The organism is Actinoplanes sp. NPDC049548 (genome assembly GCF_040676695.1).
Lineage (GTDB): Bacteria > Actinomycetota > Actinomycetes > Mycobacteriales > Micromonosporaceae > Actinoplanes.
Map to the genome: position 1 here is coordinate 95,303 of NZ_JBFAPM010000016.1, position 15,355 is coordinate 110,657.

At 72.7% G+C, this 15,355-nt stretch carries 16 protein-coding genes; 6 read left to right on the plus strand and 10 right to left on the minus strand.

What is annotated here, in order from left to right:
- Positions 1-61: 61 nt before the first annotated feature.
- The 7 genes from AB0J80_RS27375 to AB0J80_RS27405 all read right to left on the minus strand — a co-directional run bounded on the left by AB0J80_RS27375 (position 62) and on the right by AB0J80_RS27405 (position 6,439).
- Positions 62-1,258: an ABC transporter permease gene (locus tag AB0J80_RS27375; RefSeq protein WP_364710303.1), complete on the minus strand. Its 1,197-nt coding sequence runs from the start codon at positions 1,256-1,258 to the stop codon at positions 62-64.
- Between the two features lies 1 nt (position 1,259).
- Positions 1,260-1,910 carry an ABC transporter ATP-binding protein gene (locus AB0J80_RS27380; RefSeq protein WP_364710561.1) on the minus strand — a complete coding sequence of 217 codons (651 nt, stop codon included), beginning with the start codon at positions 1,908-1,910 and terminating at the stop codon, positions 1,260-1,262.
- 50 nt (positions 1,911-1,960) lie between these two features.
- Positions 1,961-3,013 carry a peptidoglycan-binding protein gene (locus AB0J80_RS27385; protein WP_364710305.1) on the minus strand — a complete coding sequence of 351 codons (1,053 nt, stop codon included), beginning with the start codon at positions 3,011-3,013 and terminating at the stop codon, positions 1,961-1,963.
- Complete coding sequence (locus AB0J80_RS27390; RefSeq protein WP_364710308.1) at positions 3,013-3,537, minus strand: hypothetical protein; 525 nt, start codon at positions 3,535-3,537, stop codon at positions 3,013-3,015. Before AB0J80_RS27390 ends, AB0J80_RS27385 begins: the two co-directional genes overlap by 1 nt.
- Positions 3,538-3,617: 80 nt before the next feature.
- Positions 3,618-4,814, minus strand: coding sequence for an ATP-binding protein (locus AB0J80_RS27395; RefSeq protein ID WP_364710311.1), 1,197 nt, complete (start codon positions 4,812-4,814; stop codon positions 3,618-3,620).
- 17 nt (positions 4,815-4,831) lie between these two features.
- On the minus strand, positions 4,832-5,485 hold the full coding sequence (locus tag AB0J80_RS27400) for a response regulator transcription factor (RefSeq protein WP_364710314.1): 654 nt from the start codon (positions 5,483-5,485) through the stop codon (positions 4,832-4,834).
- A gap of 84 nt (positions 5,486-5,569) precedes the next feature.
- On the minus strand, positions 5,570-6,439 hold the full coding sequence (locus AB0J80_RS27405; protein ID WP_364710317.1) for a prephenate dehydrogenase: 870 nt from the start codon (positions 6,437-6,439) through the stop codon (positions 5,570-5,572).
- 81 nt (positions 6,440-6,520) lie between these two features.
- Here AB0J80_RS27405 and hppD point away from each other — a divergent pair, with 81 nt between their 5' ends.
- Together hppD and AB0J80_RS27415 are read left to right on the plus strand one after the other, a co-directional pair.
- On the plus strand, positions 6,521-7,615 hold the full coding sequence (gene hppD / locus AB0J80_RS27410; RefSeq protein WP_364710320.1) for a 4-hydroxyphenylpyruvate dioxygenase: 1,095 nt from the start codon (positions 6,521-6,523) through the stop codon (positions 7,613-7,615).
- Positions 7,599-8,729 carry an alpha-hydroxy acid oxidase gene (locus tag AB0J80_RS27415; RefSeq protein ID WP_364710323.1) on the plus strand — a complete coding sequence of 377 codons (1,131 nt, stop codon included), beginning with the start codon at positions 7,599-7,601 and terminating at the stop codon, positions 8,727-8,729. Before hppD ends, AB0J80_RS27415 begins: the two co-directional genes overlap by 17 nt.
- Here the strand turns inward: AB0J80_RS27415 and aroF are convergent.
- A complete protein-coding gene (gene aroF / locus AB0J80_RS27420) occupies positions 8,718-9,773 on the minus strand; it encodes a 3-deoxy-7-phosphoheptulonate synthase (RefSeq protein WP_364710325.1) in 1,056 nt (351 codons plus the stop codon). The genes AB0J80_RS27415 and aroF overlap by 12 nt on opposite strands.
- A 159-nt stretch (positions 9,774-9,932) precedes the next feature.
- Between aroF and AB0J80_RS27425 the strand changes: the two genes are divergently transcribed.
- A complete protein-coding gene (locus tag AB0J80_RS27425) occupies positions 9,933-10,877 on the plus strand; it encodes a TauD/TfdA family dioxygenase (protein WP_364710328.1) in 945 nt (314 codons plus the stop codon).
- Positions 10,878-10,889: 12 nt separating this feature from the next.
- Here AB0J80_RS27425 and AB0J80_RS27430 read toward each other — a convergent pair whose 3' ends face one another.
- Complete coding sequence (locus AB0J80_RS27430) at positions 10,890-11,384, minus strand: YbaK/EbsC family protein (protein WP_364710330.1); 495 nt, start codon at positions 11,382-11,384, stop codon at positions 10,890-10,892.
- 121 nt (positions 11,385-11,505) lie between these two features.
- On the opposite strand from AB0J80_RS27430, the gene AB0J80_RS27435 reads away from it, so the two are divergent.
- From AB0J80_RS27435 to AB0J80_RS27445, 3 genes are read left to right on the plus strand one after another with little or no spacing between them, the layout of a single operon-like run.
- Positions 11,506-11,985 (plus strand): hypothetical protein, encoded by a 480-nt coding sequence (locus tag AB0J80_RS27435; RefSeq protein WP_364710332.1) that lies wholly within the window; start codon positions 11,506-11,508, stop codon positions 11,983-11,985.
- A complete protein-coding gene (locus AB0J80_RS27440; RefSeq protein ID WP_364710335.1) occupies positions 11,985-13,058 on the plus strand; it encodes a peptidoglycan-binding protein in 1,074 nt (357 codons plus the stop codon). The genes AB0J80_RS27435 and AB0J80_RS27440 overlap by 1 nt, the downstream gene beginning before the upstream one ends.
- A complete protein-coding gene (locus AB0J80_RS27445; RefSeq protein WP_364710337.1) occupies positions 13,055-14,248 on the plus strand; it encodes an ABC transporter permease in 1,194 nt (397 codons plus the stop codon). Before AB0J80_RS27440 ends, AB0J80_RS27445 begins: the two co-directional genes overlap by 4 nt.
- Here AB0J80_RS27445 and AB0J80_RS27450 read toward each other — a convergent pair.
- Positions 14,217-15,326, minus strand: coding sequence for an ATP-binding protein (locus AB0J80_RS27450; protein WP_364710340.1), 1,110 nt, complete (start codon positions 15,324-15,326; stop codon positions 14,217-14,219). The genes AB0J80_RS27445 and AB0J80_RS27450 overlap by 32 nt on opposite strands.
- Between the last annotated feature and the right edge of the window lie 29 nt (positions 15,327-15,355).

Sequence of the window (15,355 nt, forward strand, 5' to 3'; positions counted from 1 at the left end):
GGGGTCGTCGTCGTGGGAACACTGCGGGGAGGCCGCGCGGGCCTCCCCGGAACATCCGTCGTCAGGTTGTCGCCAGGGCCTCCGTGGGCGCCAGCCGGGCGGCGCGGATCGCCGGGTACAGCCCCGCGATGGCGCCGATCGCCACCGTGGCGGCCACACCGCCGCCGAGGACCCACAGCGGCACGACCGTGGGCCACGTCTGGGCGGTGGCGTACACACCGGTCACCAGATAGCCGAGCAGCGCGCCCGCCGCGCCGCCGAGCAGCGACAGGAGCAGGGATTCCGCCACGAACTGCACGCGGACCTGGCCCCTGGTGGCCCCCAGCGACCGGCGCAGGCCGATCTCCGAGCGCCGTTCCAGCACCGAGATCACCATCGTGTTCGCGACCCCGATCCCGCCGACGAGCAGTGCGACCGCGCCGAGCCCGAGCAGCAGCGCGGTGAAGGTCGCGGCGGCGGCCCGGCGCGCGGTCAGCGCGTCCGACGGCTTCGACACGTTGACCTCGTTCGGCGCCGACGGGTTGGCCGTGGCCCCGAGCACCGCCCGGACCGCCTCGACCTGTGACTCGACCGAGCGCGTGTACACGGTTGTCGGATGTCCGTCGAAGCCCAGGTACTTGTCGGCGGCCGGCCAGCCCATGAGCACCGACGAGTCGAGCTCGGGCGCGAGCAGCACGTCGTCCAGCACCCCGACGACGACCCACCAGCGGCCGCCGATGTAGACGGCGGGGACGTCGCCGAGCCGCTCGGCCGCCTTCGCCCCGAGCACCACCGCCGGATAGCGGTCGGTCGCCGCGTTGAGCCAGGCGCCCTGCCGCAGCGCGCCGCCGACCGTCTGGAGCAGGTCGAGCTTGGCCGCGACCACGGACAGGCCGCTGGACTGCGCCGCCGGGATCCGGTCGTTGCGGTAGGCGTACGTCTTGCTGAGCACACCGGTCGCCGTCGCCGACTGCACCGGCCCGATCCGCTTGATCATCGCCAGCGACTCGTCGGGCAGGGTGGCCTGCTCGCCGAGCATCGTGCGCCCGGGCGAGACGGTGAGCATGTTGGTGCCCAGCTTGTCCAGCTCGCGGTCGAGGTCGGCGCGGCTGGAGGCGGAGATGCCGACCACCGCCGTCATCGCCGCGATGCCGATCGCGATGCCCAGGGCGGACAGCACGGCCCGCAGCGGACGGGAGCGCAGGCCGTATCCGCCGAGCCGGGCCAGGTCCGACGGGCGCAGCCGGGCCGGAACCAGCGAGCGTCCGTTGCGAGCCATCTCAGACCACCTGCCCGTCGCGCATCGGGACCTGCCGCGGCAGGCCGTCCGCGATCTCCCGGTCGTGCGTGATGATGAGGATCGTCGTACCCGCCTCGTTCAGCTCGCGCAGGAGCTCCATCACGCCGGCCCCGGAGACGGAGTCGAGGTTGCCCGTCGGTTCGTCCGCGAGCAGCAGCGGCGGATCCCCCGCGACCGCCCGGGCGATCGCCACCCGCTGCCGCTCGCCGCCGGAGAGCTGGTACGGGCGGTGCGTGAGCCGGTCCCCCAGGCCCACCCGGACCAGGGCGGCCTCGGCGCGCTGCTCGCGTTCCCGCTTGCCGATACCGCTGTAGAGCAGGCCGTCCGCGACGTTGCCGAGCGCGTCGCGCCCCGGCGCGAGATGGAACTGCTGGAAGACGAAGCCGATGCGCCGGGCCCGCAACGCGGACAGCTGCCGGTCGGACAGCGTCGCCACGTCGTACCCGTCGATGCGGACGGTGCCCTGCGACGGCCGGTCCAGCGTGCCGATCACGTTGAGCATCGTGGACTTGCCGGATCCGGACGGCCCGACGATCGCCAGCAGCTCGCCGTACTCGACGACCAGGTCGACCGATCGCAGCGCGGTGACCCCGCCGGAGTAGGTCTTGCCGACGCCGGCGAGCTCGATCACCGGGTGGCCGACGTCGGTGTCCGCGGCGGGCACCACGGCTTCGACGGCACTCATGACGGCATCGCCACCTTCATGCCGGCCTGCAGGCCGTTGCCCTTGATCTCCACCTTGCCGTCGGCGAACAGGCCGGTCTCGACCGCCACGATCTTCGTCGTGCCGTTCTCGACCACCTGGACGCCGTATCCGCCCTCGGCGAGCGCGAGCAATGCGGCCACCGGAACGGCCAGCACGTTCTTGCGCTCACCGGAGGTGAAGGCGACGCTGACCGCGGCCGCGCCGGCGCTCTCGACCTTGGCGTCGAAGCGGATCGTCACCGCGATCTTGGTGGTGGCCGTCTGGGCGTTCTCGCCCGGGCTCACGACCGTGACCACCTTGATGATCCTGCCGCCGACGACCTTCTTGTCGGGCATCGTGACCCGCACCGCCGCGCCCTTCTTGGCCAGCCGCGCCGAGGTCATGTCCAGCCCCACCGTGGCCAGCGGCACGGTGCCGGTGACCTTCTCGACCGCGGTGCCGGGTCCGACCACGGTGCCCACCTGGGTGCTCAGCGAGTCGACGCGCACCTCGCCGTCGGCGTACGCGATCTGGCCGGGGTCGACGGTGCCGGTCCGGGTCAGGCCGAGATCCTTCTGCCACTCCCGGACCTTGACGGCGGTCGAGTACGAGTACGTCTTGTCGACGGTGAACCCGCGGTAGCCCAGCGCCCACAGGTTCCGCTCGAACTCCAGCACGTCGGTGCCCTTCACACCCGACTTGAGGGTGCGGTAGGCGGGAAGCGAGCCGTAGAGCAGGGTGACGGGCTTGTTGTCGAGGCGGTAGAGCGCCTTGCCGCGGCCGACCGTCGCGCCCTCGGAGGGCAGCCACGTCATGGTGCCGCCGCCGCGTGTCGAGAACGTCGTGGTGTCGCCGTGCCCCAGTGTGCCGTCGTGGTTCTCCCGGTCGGTCAGCGTCGTCTTGACGATGTCCGCGGTGGCGGCCGGCGCGCCGGCGGCGGAGTCGGGCTTCTCCTCCGCCGTCGGCAGGTTGAAGACGGTGATCGCGGCGGCCACAGCGCCGACCGCGACCACGCCGGCGACCGCACCCGCGGTGCGCCTTGCGCCCATCAGGAGTTCCCCCCGCCCCGGCGCGGCGGCATGTACTTCTGGCACTCCTGCATCGCCTTCTGGAAGGCCGGGTCGTCGGGCGAGATGCCGACGGTGTCCTCGTTGATCTGGATGGAGCCGTTGGAGTCGGGGTCCGGGTAGTTGGTGAAGCCCTTGTCCCGCATGCACTGCGCCATCTGCCGGATCTTGCCGAGGTCCTCGTCGCTGAGCCGGCCGCCCTGGCTCCCGCTGCCGGGGGCGTACGCCTTGCACGCCTCCTCGGCCTTGTCGTACTTGTTCTGGTCGGTGCCCTCGGGGATGCTGACCTTGAGCCCGCCGTCCGCGCCCGGGTCCGGGAACCAGCTCATGCCCTGGTCCCGCATGCACTGCGAGAACTTGAGGCCCGTGTCGTCGCCCTGAGGCGCCGCGCTGGCCGCGGCCTTGGGCGCTCCGGGGTTGGCGGTCGCGACCGACGGATCCTTCTCCTTACCGCATCCCGCCAGGCCCATCGCGAACGTGAGGGCGACTGCGGAAAGGACCACCATGGGACGTCGTTTCCTGATTATCGTCGTCATGCGTCCTGTTCTACGCGCCGGCCGGTCACACGACGGGCACAAGGAAACGGCTACTCCGCGGGCGGGAAGACCACGCGGATGCCCAGGCCGCCCTCGGGCCGGGCCTGCACCGTGAGGTCCGCCCCGTGGGCCGCGACGATCGACTTGACGATGGACAGGCCGAGGCCGTGGTGGCCGTCGTCGGCGGTGCGGTTGAGCCGCTGGAACGGGCTGAGCAGCTGGTCCACCATGTCGGGCGGGACCGGCGGGCCGCTGTTGGTCACGGTCACGAAGGACCGCCCGTCCTGCACGCCGGTCTCCACCTGCACCCACCCGTACGGGATGTTGTAGCTGGTCGCGTTGTCGACCAGGTTGGCCACCAGCCGCTCGACCAGGGCGGCGTCGCCGGTGACCGACGCCGGCTCGACCTGCGCCCCGATGGCCACGTCGCGCTTGCGGGCCTTGGGCTCGGCGGCGCGCAGCACAGCGCCGGTCAACTTCGCCAGATCGACGTTCTCCCGCTGGTCCAGGCCGCGCTCGCTGGTGGCCAGGACCAGCAGTGACTCGAGGAGGCGGGCCTGCTGCTCGCTCACGACCATCAGCTGCTCGAACTGGGCACGGTACGAGTGGACCGTCGCGTGGGGATCGATGACGGCCTCCTCCAGCAGGGCGTGCTCCAGCGTCAGCGGCGTCCGCAGCTCATGGGCGGCGTTGGCCACGAAGCGCTTGTGCGAGTCGAGCGCCGCCTCCAGCCGGCCGAGCAGGCCGTCGATGGTGTCGGCCAGGTCCTTCAGCTCGTCGCGCGGTCCGGCGGCGGCCAGCCGCTCGTGCACGTTGCGCGCCGAGATGAGCTGGATGGTGCTCGTCATGGTCTGCAGCGGCCGCAGCACCCGCCCGGCGACCAGCCAGCCGAGCACGACCGAGACGACCGACATGATGGCGAGCGCCAGGCCGGACTGCGCCAGCAGCTTGTGCATCATGTCCGCCTGCTGGTGGGTCGCCTGTGCCTGGAGCGCCTCGGTGATGCGCCGCTCGGCCTCCGGCAGCTGGTCCACCTCGGGCAGGCTGCCCAGCACGTACGTGCTGATGTTCTGCCCGCCGTTGGGGGACGTGCTCTGCGTGGAGACCACGAGGTTCGTGCCGGCGTGCGCCACCAGCAGGTAGGTGATCGCCAGCAGGACGGCGCCGGAGAGCAGGAACAGCACGCCGTACAGGAGGGTGAGCCGCAGCCGGACCCGCATGCCGGAGATCTTGGCCTTGAGGCCCATGAGGATGTCCCTCCCGTTCAGATGCGATAGCCGGCCCGCGGGACGGTCTCGATGACCGGCGGCTCGCCGAGCTTGGACCGCAGCCGGTTCATGGTGGCCTTCACCGTCGTGGTGAACGGGTCGGTGGCCGAGTCCCACACCCGTTCGAGCAGCTCCTCCGCGGAGACCACCCGGCCCTGCGCGGCGAGCAGGTACTCGAGGACCGCCAGCTCCTTGGGGTTGAGCGGGAGCTGCGTACCGGCGCGGCTGGCGACACGCTTGGCCGGGTCGAGCGTCAGGTCCCCGTGGCTGAGCACGGGCGGCACGGCGGGCTGGTTGCGCCGGCCGAGCGCGCGGATGCGCGCCACCAGCTCGGGATAGGCGAAGGGTTTCGGCAGGTAGTCGTCGGCGCCGAGGGTGAGGCCGTCGACCCGGTCGGCGATGGTGCCGGCCGCGGTCAGCATGAGGACCCGGGTGCGCACGGGCTGCTGCATCAACCGGCGGCACACCTCGTCACCGTGGACGCCGGGCAGGTCCCGGTCGAGGACCACGACGTCGTAGTCGGTGTCGATCGTCCGCTCGAGCGCGGCCGACCCGTCGTAGGCCACGTCGACCGCCATGCCCTCGCGGCGCAGCACGCGAGCCACCGAGTCGGCCAGGCGTACGTGATCCTCGACCACCAGGATCCTCATGCGTTCCTCTCCTGCCCGCCGACGGTCCGAAACGCCAGCGTACGGACGAGACAGTCACATAAGTGTCACACCGGCCGGGCCGGCTCACCGGTCCTCGTCGCCGTGCCGGATTTCCGACACCCCCGCCACGCCGCGGCTCAACAGGTCCACGACCGTACGCAGGGCCGCCGGTCGTCCCTCGCACGCGGGATCGGCCAGCTCCTCCACGGCCTGCGCGAGGCGGGACAGGTCGGCCTGCAGGTTCCGCAGCACCGGGGCGATGGCCGGGGCGTTCGCCCGGACGATGTCGGACCACAGCCCCGGGTCCCCGGCCGCGATCCGGGTGACGTCGCGTACGCCCCGGCCGGCCAGCGTGCGCGCCTGCTCCGACCCGTCGGTCAGCCGTGCCGCCATGAGGCTGGCCACCAGGTGCGGCACGTGCGAGGTCAGCGCCACCGCCTCGTCGTGCACCCGGCTCTGCAGCACCACCGGGACGGCGCCGCAGAGCTCGACCAGGGTCCGCGCACGCTCGGCCGCGTCCGGGGACGTGCGCTCCGACGGGCTGAGCACCCACGGGCGCCCGGCGAACAGGTCGGCGCGGGCCGCCAGCGGACCTGACCGTTCCCGCCCGGCCATCGGATGCCCCCCGATGTACGCGGCCGGGTCCGGGGCCAGGCTCAGGACCGCCCGTTCCGGCTCGCCCTTGACGCTGGCCACGTCGGTGTAGCCCGACGCGAGCCGGCGGAGCTGGGCGTCGCGGAGCACCGGGCCGACCGCCGAGGGAGGCACGGCGAGCACCGCCAGATCGGCCTGCCGGGGCGGCGCACAGGCCACTCCGGCATCCATCGCCTCCGCCAGCCGGGCCGCCTCGGGGTCGCGGTCCGAGAGGAAGACCGTCACCCCGGCCCGGCGGGCGGACAACGCCACGGACGTGCCGATCAGGCCCGTCCCGATGACGACGATCGTACGAATCATTGTGCGCTCCACGCTTTTGGCCAGACACCGGGATGCGGCCCTACAGTCCCAAAGACCTCGCCTCACCGACAGGGAGCGACGATGCTTGATTCCCAGACAGGCTCACGGGAAATCGCCTCGATCGACTATCTCGAGTTCTATGTCGACGACCTCGATCAAGCGGCTTTCACCTGGGTCGACCAGTACGGGTTCACCGTGGCGGGATCCGGCGGGTCCGCCGACCACCGCAGCCTGGCCCTGCGCCAGGGTGACATCACCCTGGTGCTCACCGAGCCCACGTCCGATCACCATCCGGCCTCGGCGTACCTGCTCGAGCACGGCGACGGGGTCGCCGACATCGCACTGCGCACCACCGACGTGGAGGCGACGTTCCGGGCCGCGGTGGCCGGCGGCGCCGAGGTCGTCCGGCGGCCGGTGCGGCACGGCGGCCCGGGCCCCTCGGTCACCGCCGCGATCGGCGGGTTCGGCGACGTGGTGCACACGCTCGTCGAGCGGCCCGCCGGCGCGGGTCCCGGCCTGCCGGTCGGGTTCCGGGCGGCTCTGAAGACGGGTGAGACCAGGCCGGACGCCGCCGCCCTGCAGCAGGTGGACCACATCGCGGTGTGCCTGACGGCGGGCTCGCTGCTGCCGACGGTCGACCACTACCGCCGGATCCTCGGCTTCCGGGACATCTTCAAGGAACGCATCTCCGTCGGCGCGCAGGTGATGGAGTCGACCGTCGTGCAGAGCGGCTCCGGCGCCGTGACGCTCACCCTGATCGAGCCGGACGAGTCGGCGCAGCCCGGGCAGATCGACGAGTTCCTCAAGAGCCATCAGGGCGCCGGCGTGCAGCACGTGGCGTTCTCCTCGCCCGACGTGGTGCGCACCGTCCGGGTGCTCGGCCGCCGCGGCGTCCCGTTCCTGACCACCCCGCCGGCGTACTACGACCTGCTGGGCGAGCGGGTGCACCTGCCCGACGCCAAGGTCGAGAGCCTGCGTGCCACCAACGTGCTGGTCGACGAGAACGCCGAGGGGCAGCTGTTCCAGATCTTCACCGCCTCCACCCACCCCCGGCACACGATCTTCTTCGAGATCATCGAACGGCAGGGTGCCGGCACCTTCGGCAGCGCGAACATCAAGGCCCTCTACGAGGCGGTGGAGCGGGAACGGACCGGTCAGCGTGGACCCCTGCGCTGAGCCGGTCACCGCGGCCGGCTTCGAGCGCCTCGCCGCCGCGTGCCTGCCCGCCGACGTCTGGGACTTCGTCAGCGGGGGCAGCGGCGCCGAGACGACGCTCGAGGCCAACCGTGCGGCTCTGGACAACGTGTTCCTCGTACCCCGGATGCTGCGCGACGTCTCCGCCTGCAGCACCCGGTCCACCCTGCTGGGCCGCCCGGTGGAGCTTCCGGTCGCGGCCGCGCCGGTGGCGTACCAGCGTCTGCTGCATCCCGACGGCGAGACGGCCACGGCCCGCGCCACCGCGGCGGCGGGTGTCCCGTTCATCGCCAGCACCCTCGGCAGCGTGCCGATCGAGCGGATCACCGCGATCGGCGGGAGGGTGTGGTTCCAGCTCTACTGGCTGCGGGACGACGCCGCCACCCTGGATCTGGTCCGCCGGGCCGAGGACGCGGGTTGCGAGGCCGTCGTGGTGACCGTCGACGTGCCCTGGATGGGCCGGCGGCTGCGGGACATCCGCAACGGCTTCGCGCTGCCGGCGCACGTCCGGGCCGCCAACCTGACGACCACCGCTGCCGCGCACGATCGGGCCGGGACCGGGTCCGCGGTGGCCGCCCACACCAGCCAGGAGTTCTCCCCCGCCCTCACGTGGTCGGCACTGGCGCGGCTGCGCGAACGGACCCGGCTGCCGCTGGTCGTGAAGGGACTGCTCGCGCCGGAGGACGCCCGGCGGGCGGTCGAGTACGGCGTGGCGGCGGTGGTGGTGTCGAACCACGGCGGCCGTCAGCTCGACGGCGCGGTGGCCAGCGCCGACGCCCTGCCGGAGGTGGTCGAGGCGGTGGCCGGCGACTGCGAGGTGCTGCTGGACAGCGGCATCCGCAGCGGAACGGACGTCCTGCGCGCGCTCGCCCTGGGTGCCTCGGGCGTCCTGCTCGGCCGGCCGCTGATGTGGGGCCTGGCGGCCGCCGGCGAGGCCGGGGCGGCGCGGGTGCTGCAGCTGCTGGGAGCCGAGCTGCGCGACGTCATGGGGCTGGCCGGCTGCGAGGACATCGCAGCCGCCGGCCGGCTGCGTACCGTCCGGTGGTCGTCCCACCGCGGGTTTGCGCCGGTGGGACGACCGTCGTCAGCCGACTGACGCGGGCCGCCGGGACCCGTCGCGCGACATCGCGAGCATCCGGCCCATCAACGGCGGCATGCCCGCGATGACGTCGGCGAGCTCGCGGATGTCCGACTCCTGCAGCGCCTGGTCACCGTCGCAGAGCGCCGTGTTCGGCTCCGGGTGCACGTCGACGATGAGCCCGTCGGCGCCCACGGCGATCGCCGCCCGGGTCAGGGGCAGCACCAGGTCCCGGCGCCCACCGGAGTGGGAAGGGTCGACGATCACCGGCAGGTGGGAGAGCCGCTGCGCCACCGGTACCGCGCTGATGTCGAGGGTGTTGCGGGTGGCGGTCTCGAAGGTCCGGATGCCGCGCTCGCAGAGCACGATGTCGAGGTTCCCGCGCTGCGCGATGTACTCGGCGGCGCTCAGCCACTCCTCGATCGTCGCGCTGAAGCCGCGCTTGAGCAGCACCGGCCGGCCCGCCGAACCGACCGCCTGCAGCAGCGCGAAGTTCTGCATGTTGCGGGCCCCGACCTGCAGCATGTCGGCGTAGGACGCCACCGTCTCCACGCTGCCCGGATCGATGACCTCGGTGACGACCGGCAGGCCCGTCTCGGCGCGGACGTCCGCCAGGATGCGCAGGCCGTCCTCGCCCAGACCCTGGTACGAGTACGGGGAGGTGCGCGGCTTGTAGGCACCGCCGCGCAGCAGCGAGGCCCCGGCCGCCTGGGCCATGCGCGCCGCCCGCAGCGTCTGCTCCGGCGACTCCACGGCACACGGCCCGGCGATCACGGTCAGCGTGCCGGGACCGATCGGCACACCGCCGACCCGGATCACCGAGCGCGCCGGGTGGTGCTCGCGGCTGACCAGCTTGAACGGCACCGACACGCGGATCACCTGCAGCACGCCCGCGAGGCTGCCCAGGTTGAGCACCTCGAAGTCGGCGACGTCGCCGACCAGGCCGACGATGGTCCGCGACAGCCCCCGGCTGACGAACGCCCGGCCACCCGCCGACTCGACCACCCGGACGACCGCTTCCACATCCGCCGGCGTCGCCTCCGGCGCCATCACCACCACCATGATCATTACCCCCGGTTTCTGCACCTGTCGATCGGTTCCCGGCGTCCAACTGCGGCATCGCGCCGGTTGGACGAGCGGCATTCGAGCGCAACGATGAACGCACGCCAACTCCGGCCACATACTCGCAGGCATTGCGGCCGGCTGACATCGGGGAGCGCAATGACAATCGCCGCGGAAAACGGCAACGCCTGGACACCGTACGAGGTGAGCAGCGCGGCCGCCGGCACACCGGATCTCGCGTCCTGGCTGGCCACCCTCGGCCCGGACCGGCTCGAAGACCTGTTGATCGAGCGGAAGGCGCTGGTGTTCCGGGGATTCGAGCTGTCGCCGGATTCGCTGGACCCGGTGCTGGACCTGGTGGTGCCCGGTCGCCTGCCCTATGTCCACGGCAATTCGCCACGGACCAAAGTGGGCGGCAACCTCTACACTTCGACGGAATATCCGCCGCAGTTCACCATTTCCCTGCACAACGAGATGGCGTACGCCCACCGCTGGCCCGCCCGCCTCGTGTTCTTCTGCGAAACGGCCGCGGAGAGCGGCGGAGCGACCCCGGTGCTGGACGGCGAGCTGTGGCTCTCGGCGCTCGACGGCGAGATCCGCGACGCGTTCGCCGGCGGGCTCTGCTACATCCAGAACCTGCACGACGGACTGGGCTTCGGGAAGAGCTGGCAGGAGACGTTCGAGACCGACGACCGCGCCGCGGTGGAGGAGTTCCTCGACGCTTCGCAGGCGCAGTGGAAGTGGGGCCCGGACGGCCTGCGGATCAGCCAGTACCGGCCGGCGACCGTCCGGCATCCGGTCACCGGCGCCGAGGTGTGGTTCAACCAGGCCGACCAGTTCCATCCGGCCGGTCTCGGCGACCGGACGGCGGCGGAGCTGTACGACATCCTCGATCCCGAGGAGTTCCCGCAGTACGTCACGTTCGCCGACGGCAGCCCGATCCCGGACGCGTTCATCGAGCAGATCCAGCAGCGCGCGCTGGAGCTCGCCGTCGACGTGCCGTGGCAGCGGGGCGACGTCCTGCTGATCGACAACGTGCTCGTCGCGCACGGCAGGCGCCCGTTCGAGGGCGCGCGCCGCGTCCTGGTGGCGATGTCCGGCTGACGGCCGCCCGGGTCAGGTGGCGGTGGCGATGGGCGCGATCTGCGGGCGGGCGAGCGCCAGGTAGTGAGCGACCGGCAGGGCGATGGACAGGTCGAGCCGGCACGCGTTGAAGTAGATCTCCCGGTGCGCCAGCAGCCGGTCGTCGACGAGCAGGTCCAGGTCCGGGGAGAACGCGAACGGGGCGAACGACCCGCTCACGCTGCCGGCGAGGCGCTCCGCCACGTGCCGTGACGCGAACGCCGCCTCCCGGGCGGAGTACCGGTCGGCGAGGGCCCGCAGGTCGACCCGCCGGTCTCCGGGCACGACCGCCAGCACGTACCGTCGCGACCGCTTGCCGGACGCCACCCGGACCATGACCGACTTCGCGGCCTGGTCCAGCGGATGCCCCCGCAGCGCGCTGGCCGCGTCGGTGCGGCCCTCGGGGCGATGGGAGATCAGGCGATAGGAGATGTAGTCGGAGTCGAGCAGCCCGATGAGCTGCGCATATCCGGGTTCGTCACGGTCCACGGTGCACACCCCGCTCAGCATGCTCGACAGCCTCCCCGGCGCCGGTGCATTTCGTCGAGCAGCAGTTGCACGTGCCGGACGTTCACCGCGCGGAAACCCTCTCCGGACCACGCTGGCCGCCATGAGAACCGTCATGCGGTACGCGATGATCCTCGGCGCCGCCGGGGTCGTGGGCCTCGCCGGGTGCGGTCGGGGATCCGACGCCCCGTCCGCGCCGTCGAGCGTGGACGCGCAGAAGGTGGCCCAGTACAGACAGTGCATGCGCAGCGCGGGCGTCGACGTACCGGATCCCGGCCCGGGCAACGAGCCGGCCGTGGTCGCGCTGAGCACCAGCGACCCCGGCAACCTCGCGGCCCTGTCGGCCTGCGCCCGGTTCGCGCCGCCGGTGGACGCCCAGGACGCGCCGAGCGACGCCGAGCAGGAACGCGCGCTGAAGCTGGCGGAGTGCCTGCGCGGGCAGGGCATCGACGCCAAGGACCCGGATGCCGGCAGCACGATCGTCTCCCTCGCGGACGGGGCCACCTATTCGCACGAGAAGCTGACCACGGCCTATTCCGTGTGCAACCAGCAGGTTCCCGCCGTGCCGGACGGCGGCGAGTGATGACCACCGGCCGCAAACGTGCGGCGGCGATCGGTGGCGCCGCCCTCCTGGTGATCGGCGCCGCGGGCGGCGGCGCGTACGCTTGGCAGCACCACAGCACCGCAGCCGCCTCAACCACGTCCACGACCACGCTGCCCACCGCGGAGGTGATCCGCACCGAGCTGGTCAGCCGGGCCGACGAGGACGGCACGCTGGGCTTCGGGCCCCGGCGCAGCGTCCTGGCCGGGGCGAGCGGGCGGATCACCTGGCTGCCCTCGGCCGGCGCGGTGCTCGAGCGCGGCGACCGGGCGTACGGCGTCGACGGGCACGGCATCGGCCTGTTCTACGGCAGCACGCCGTTCTGGCGCACCCTGCGGCACGGCATGGCCGACGGGTACGACGTGCTGGAGCTGGAGCGCAACCTGGACGCTCTCGGGTACGGCGACCACATCACGGTCGACCGCACGTTCACCGCCGCGACGAAGCGGGCCGTCCGGAAGTGGCAGAGGGCCATGGGCATGGCGAGGACGGGCACGCTGGAGCCCGGCGACGTCGTGGTCCAGCCCGGCGCCGTCCGGGTGGCCGAGGTGCGGGCGTCGCTGTCCGGCCGGGCCGGCGGTGTCGTCTACTCGGTCACCGGCACGCAGCGGCAGGTCACCGCCGACCTCTCGGTGAGCGACGCCCAGACGCTCGCCCGCAAAGGCGCGGCGGTCGAGGTCACGCTGCCGGGCGGGAGGAAGGTGCGCGGGACCGTCTCGTCGATCGGTACGGTCGCCGCCGCCGATGCATCGTCCGGTTCGGACACCGGGAACGCGAAGATCACGGTGACGGTGACGCTCGAGGCGTCGGCGGTGGCCGCTCTCGACGGCGCCCCGGTGACCGTCGCCTTCGCGAGCGCCGTGCACGAGAACGTGCTCGCCGTGCCCATCAACTCGCTGCTGGCGGCCTCCGACACCACGTACTCGGTCGAGGTGGTGCCGGATTCAGGGCCGGTCAGATCCGTGCCGGTGCGGCTCGGGATCTTCGACGGCGACAACGTCGAGGTGACCGGTGCCCTGAACGCCGGGGACAAGGTTCGGGTTCCGCAGTCATGACGGCGCCTCCGGAACCGGCGCGTCTGCGCCTGCGCGACGTGGCCGCGGTCGGCCTGACCGGGCTGCGCGGCCGCCCGCTGCGCGCCGCGCTGTCGGCCCTCGGCATCGCGATCGGGGTCGCCACCATGGTCGGGCTGGTCGGCATCAGCGCGGTGAGCAGGGCCGCCCTGCTCGCCCAGATCGACGCGATCGGCACCGACCTGCTGACCGTCACGGCCGGCACGTCGATCACCGGGCAGCAGGCCACCCTGCCGGCCACCGCCGAAGGCATGGTCTCGCGGATTCCCGGCGTCACCGGGGTCACCGCCACCGGGACGGTCAAGAACACCACGGTACGCCGGACCGACCTGGTCGACCCGAGCACGACCAGTGGCATCGCGGTGCAGGCCGCCCGGACCACCCTGCTGTCGGCGCTCGGCGGGTCGATGCGCACGGGTACCTTCCTGAACGCCGCGACCAGCCGGTACCCGGCCGTGGTGCTCGGCTCGACCGCCGCGCGGCGGCTCGGCATCGACTCGGCCGGGGAGCACGTGTTCATCGCCGGCCGATGGTTCCTGGTGATCGGGGTGGCCGACCAGCTGCCGGCGGCCGCCGAGATCGACCGGTCCGCCCTCATCGGCTGGGAGTTCGCCCGCCGGCTCGGCTTCGACGGCAACGCCACCACCCTGTACGAGCGCTCCACCGACGACACGGTCGGCGCGGTGCGGTCGGTGCTGGCGGCGACGGTCGACCCGGAACATCCCGAGCAGGTTCAGGTGAGCCGTCCGTCGGACGTGCTGACCGCCCGCGCCGCCGCCGAGCGTACGTTCACCGGCCTCTTCTTCGGCCTGGGCGTGATCACCCTGCTCGCCGGAGGGGTCGGCATCGCCAACATCATGGTGATCGCCGTCCTCGAGCGCCGCCAGGAGATCGGGCTGCGCCGGGCCCTGGGCGCCACGACCGGCCAGATCCGGCTGCAGTTCCTCACCGAGTCCATGGCGCTGTCGGCGCTGGGCGGCGTCGCCGGTGTCCTGCTCGGCCTGGCCGCCTGCCTGGGCTTCGCGTGGTGGCGCGACTGGCCGCTCGCGCTGCCGGCCGACGCCATCGCCGGCGGGGCCGCCGCCGCGATCACGGTGGGCGCCCTGGCCGGCGTCTACCCGGCGCGCCGGGCCGCCCGGCTCACCCCGACCGAGGCCCTCGCGACGACCTGAACGTGACGGTGACGGTGAGCCCGCCGTCCGGGTTCGCCGCCGCGCCGACCTCGCCGCCGTGGGCGCCGGCGATGGCCACCACGATGGACAGGCCGAGCCCCGCACCCTCGGCCGGCCCGGTCCGCTCGGCGTGCAGCCGCCGGAACGGCTCGAAGAGCTCGTCCACCCGCTCGGGCGGCACCCGAGGGCCGGTGTTGCGCACGCTCAGGCCGCCCGCGGACGACAGGGTGACCGCGACGCTGCCCCCGGCCTCGTTGTAGCGGACGGCGTTCTGCACCAGGTTGCCGACCAGCTGGGCGAGCATCACCTCGTCCCCCGTCACCGTGAGCGCGCCGACGGTGACGTCGAGGCGTACGCCGGCCCGCTCGGCCGCCGCCCGGTGCTGCTCGACGACTCGCGTGGTGAGGGCGGCGAGATCGACCGGGCCCGGATCCTGCAACCCGCGCTCACCCTGCGCGAGCGCCAGCAGCCCTTCGATGAGCCGTTCCGAACGCTCGGTGGTGCGCAGCAGCTCCCGGCGTACCCGGGCCAGCCGCTCGGGCGTCGGATCGGCCAGTCCGACCTCGACGGCGGTACGCTGCACGGCCAGCGGCGTCCGCAGCTCGTGCGAGACGTTCGCGGCGAACCGGCGCTGCGCCTCCACGCCCCGCTCCAGCCGGTCGAGCATCGCGTCGAACGTGTCGGCGAGGTCCTTCAGCTCGTCGTCCGGGCCGGTCAGGGCGATCCGCTCATGCAGGTTGGACAGCGACAGGCGGCGCGCCGTGCCGTTGATGCGCTGCAGCGGCCGGAGCAGCCGCCCGGTCAGCCACCAGCACACCACGAACGCCAGCACGGCGACGACCACGACCGTGGCGAGCGTGAGCGCCCGCTGGGTGCTGGCGATCCCCTCCTGCGCGGCCGCGATGCTGTGCTGGAGGTCGCTGTCACGCACCGGCGGCGGCTGCGTGGTCGCCACCGCGGGCGAGGGCAGCGGGATGCCCTGCACCTTCTGCCGTACGGCGGCCAGCAGGAAGCGCTGCACGACGACCAGGACCACAGTGGTCACCACCGCGAAGAGGGTGCCGTACAGAAGGGTCATCCGGAGTCGCAGCGAGCCGCGGACCGGGA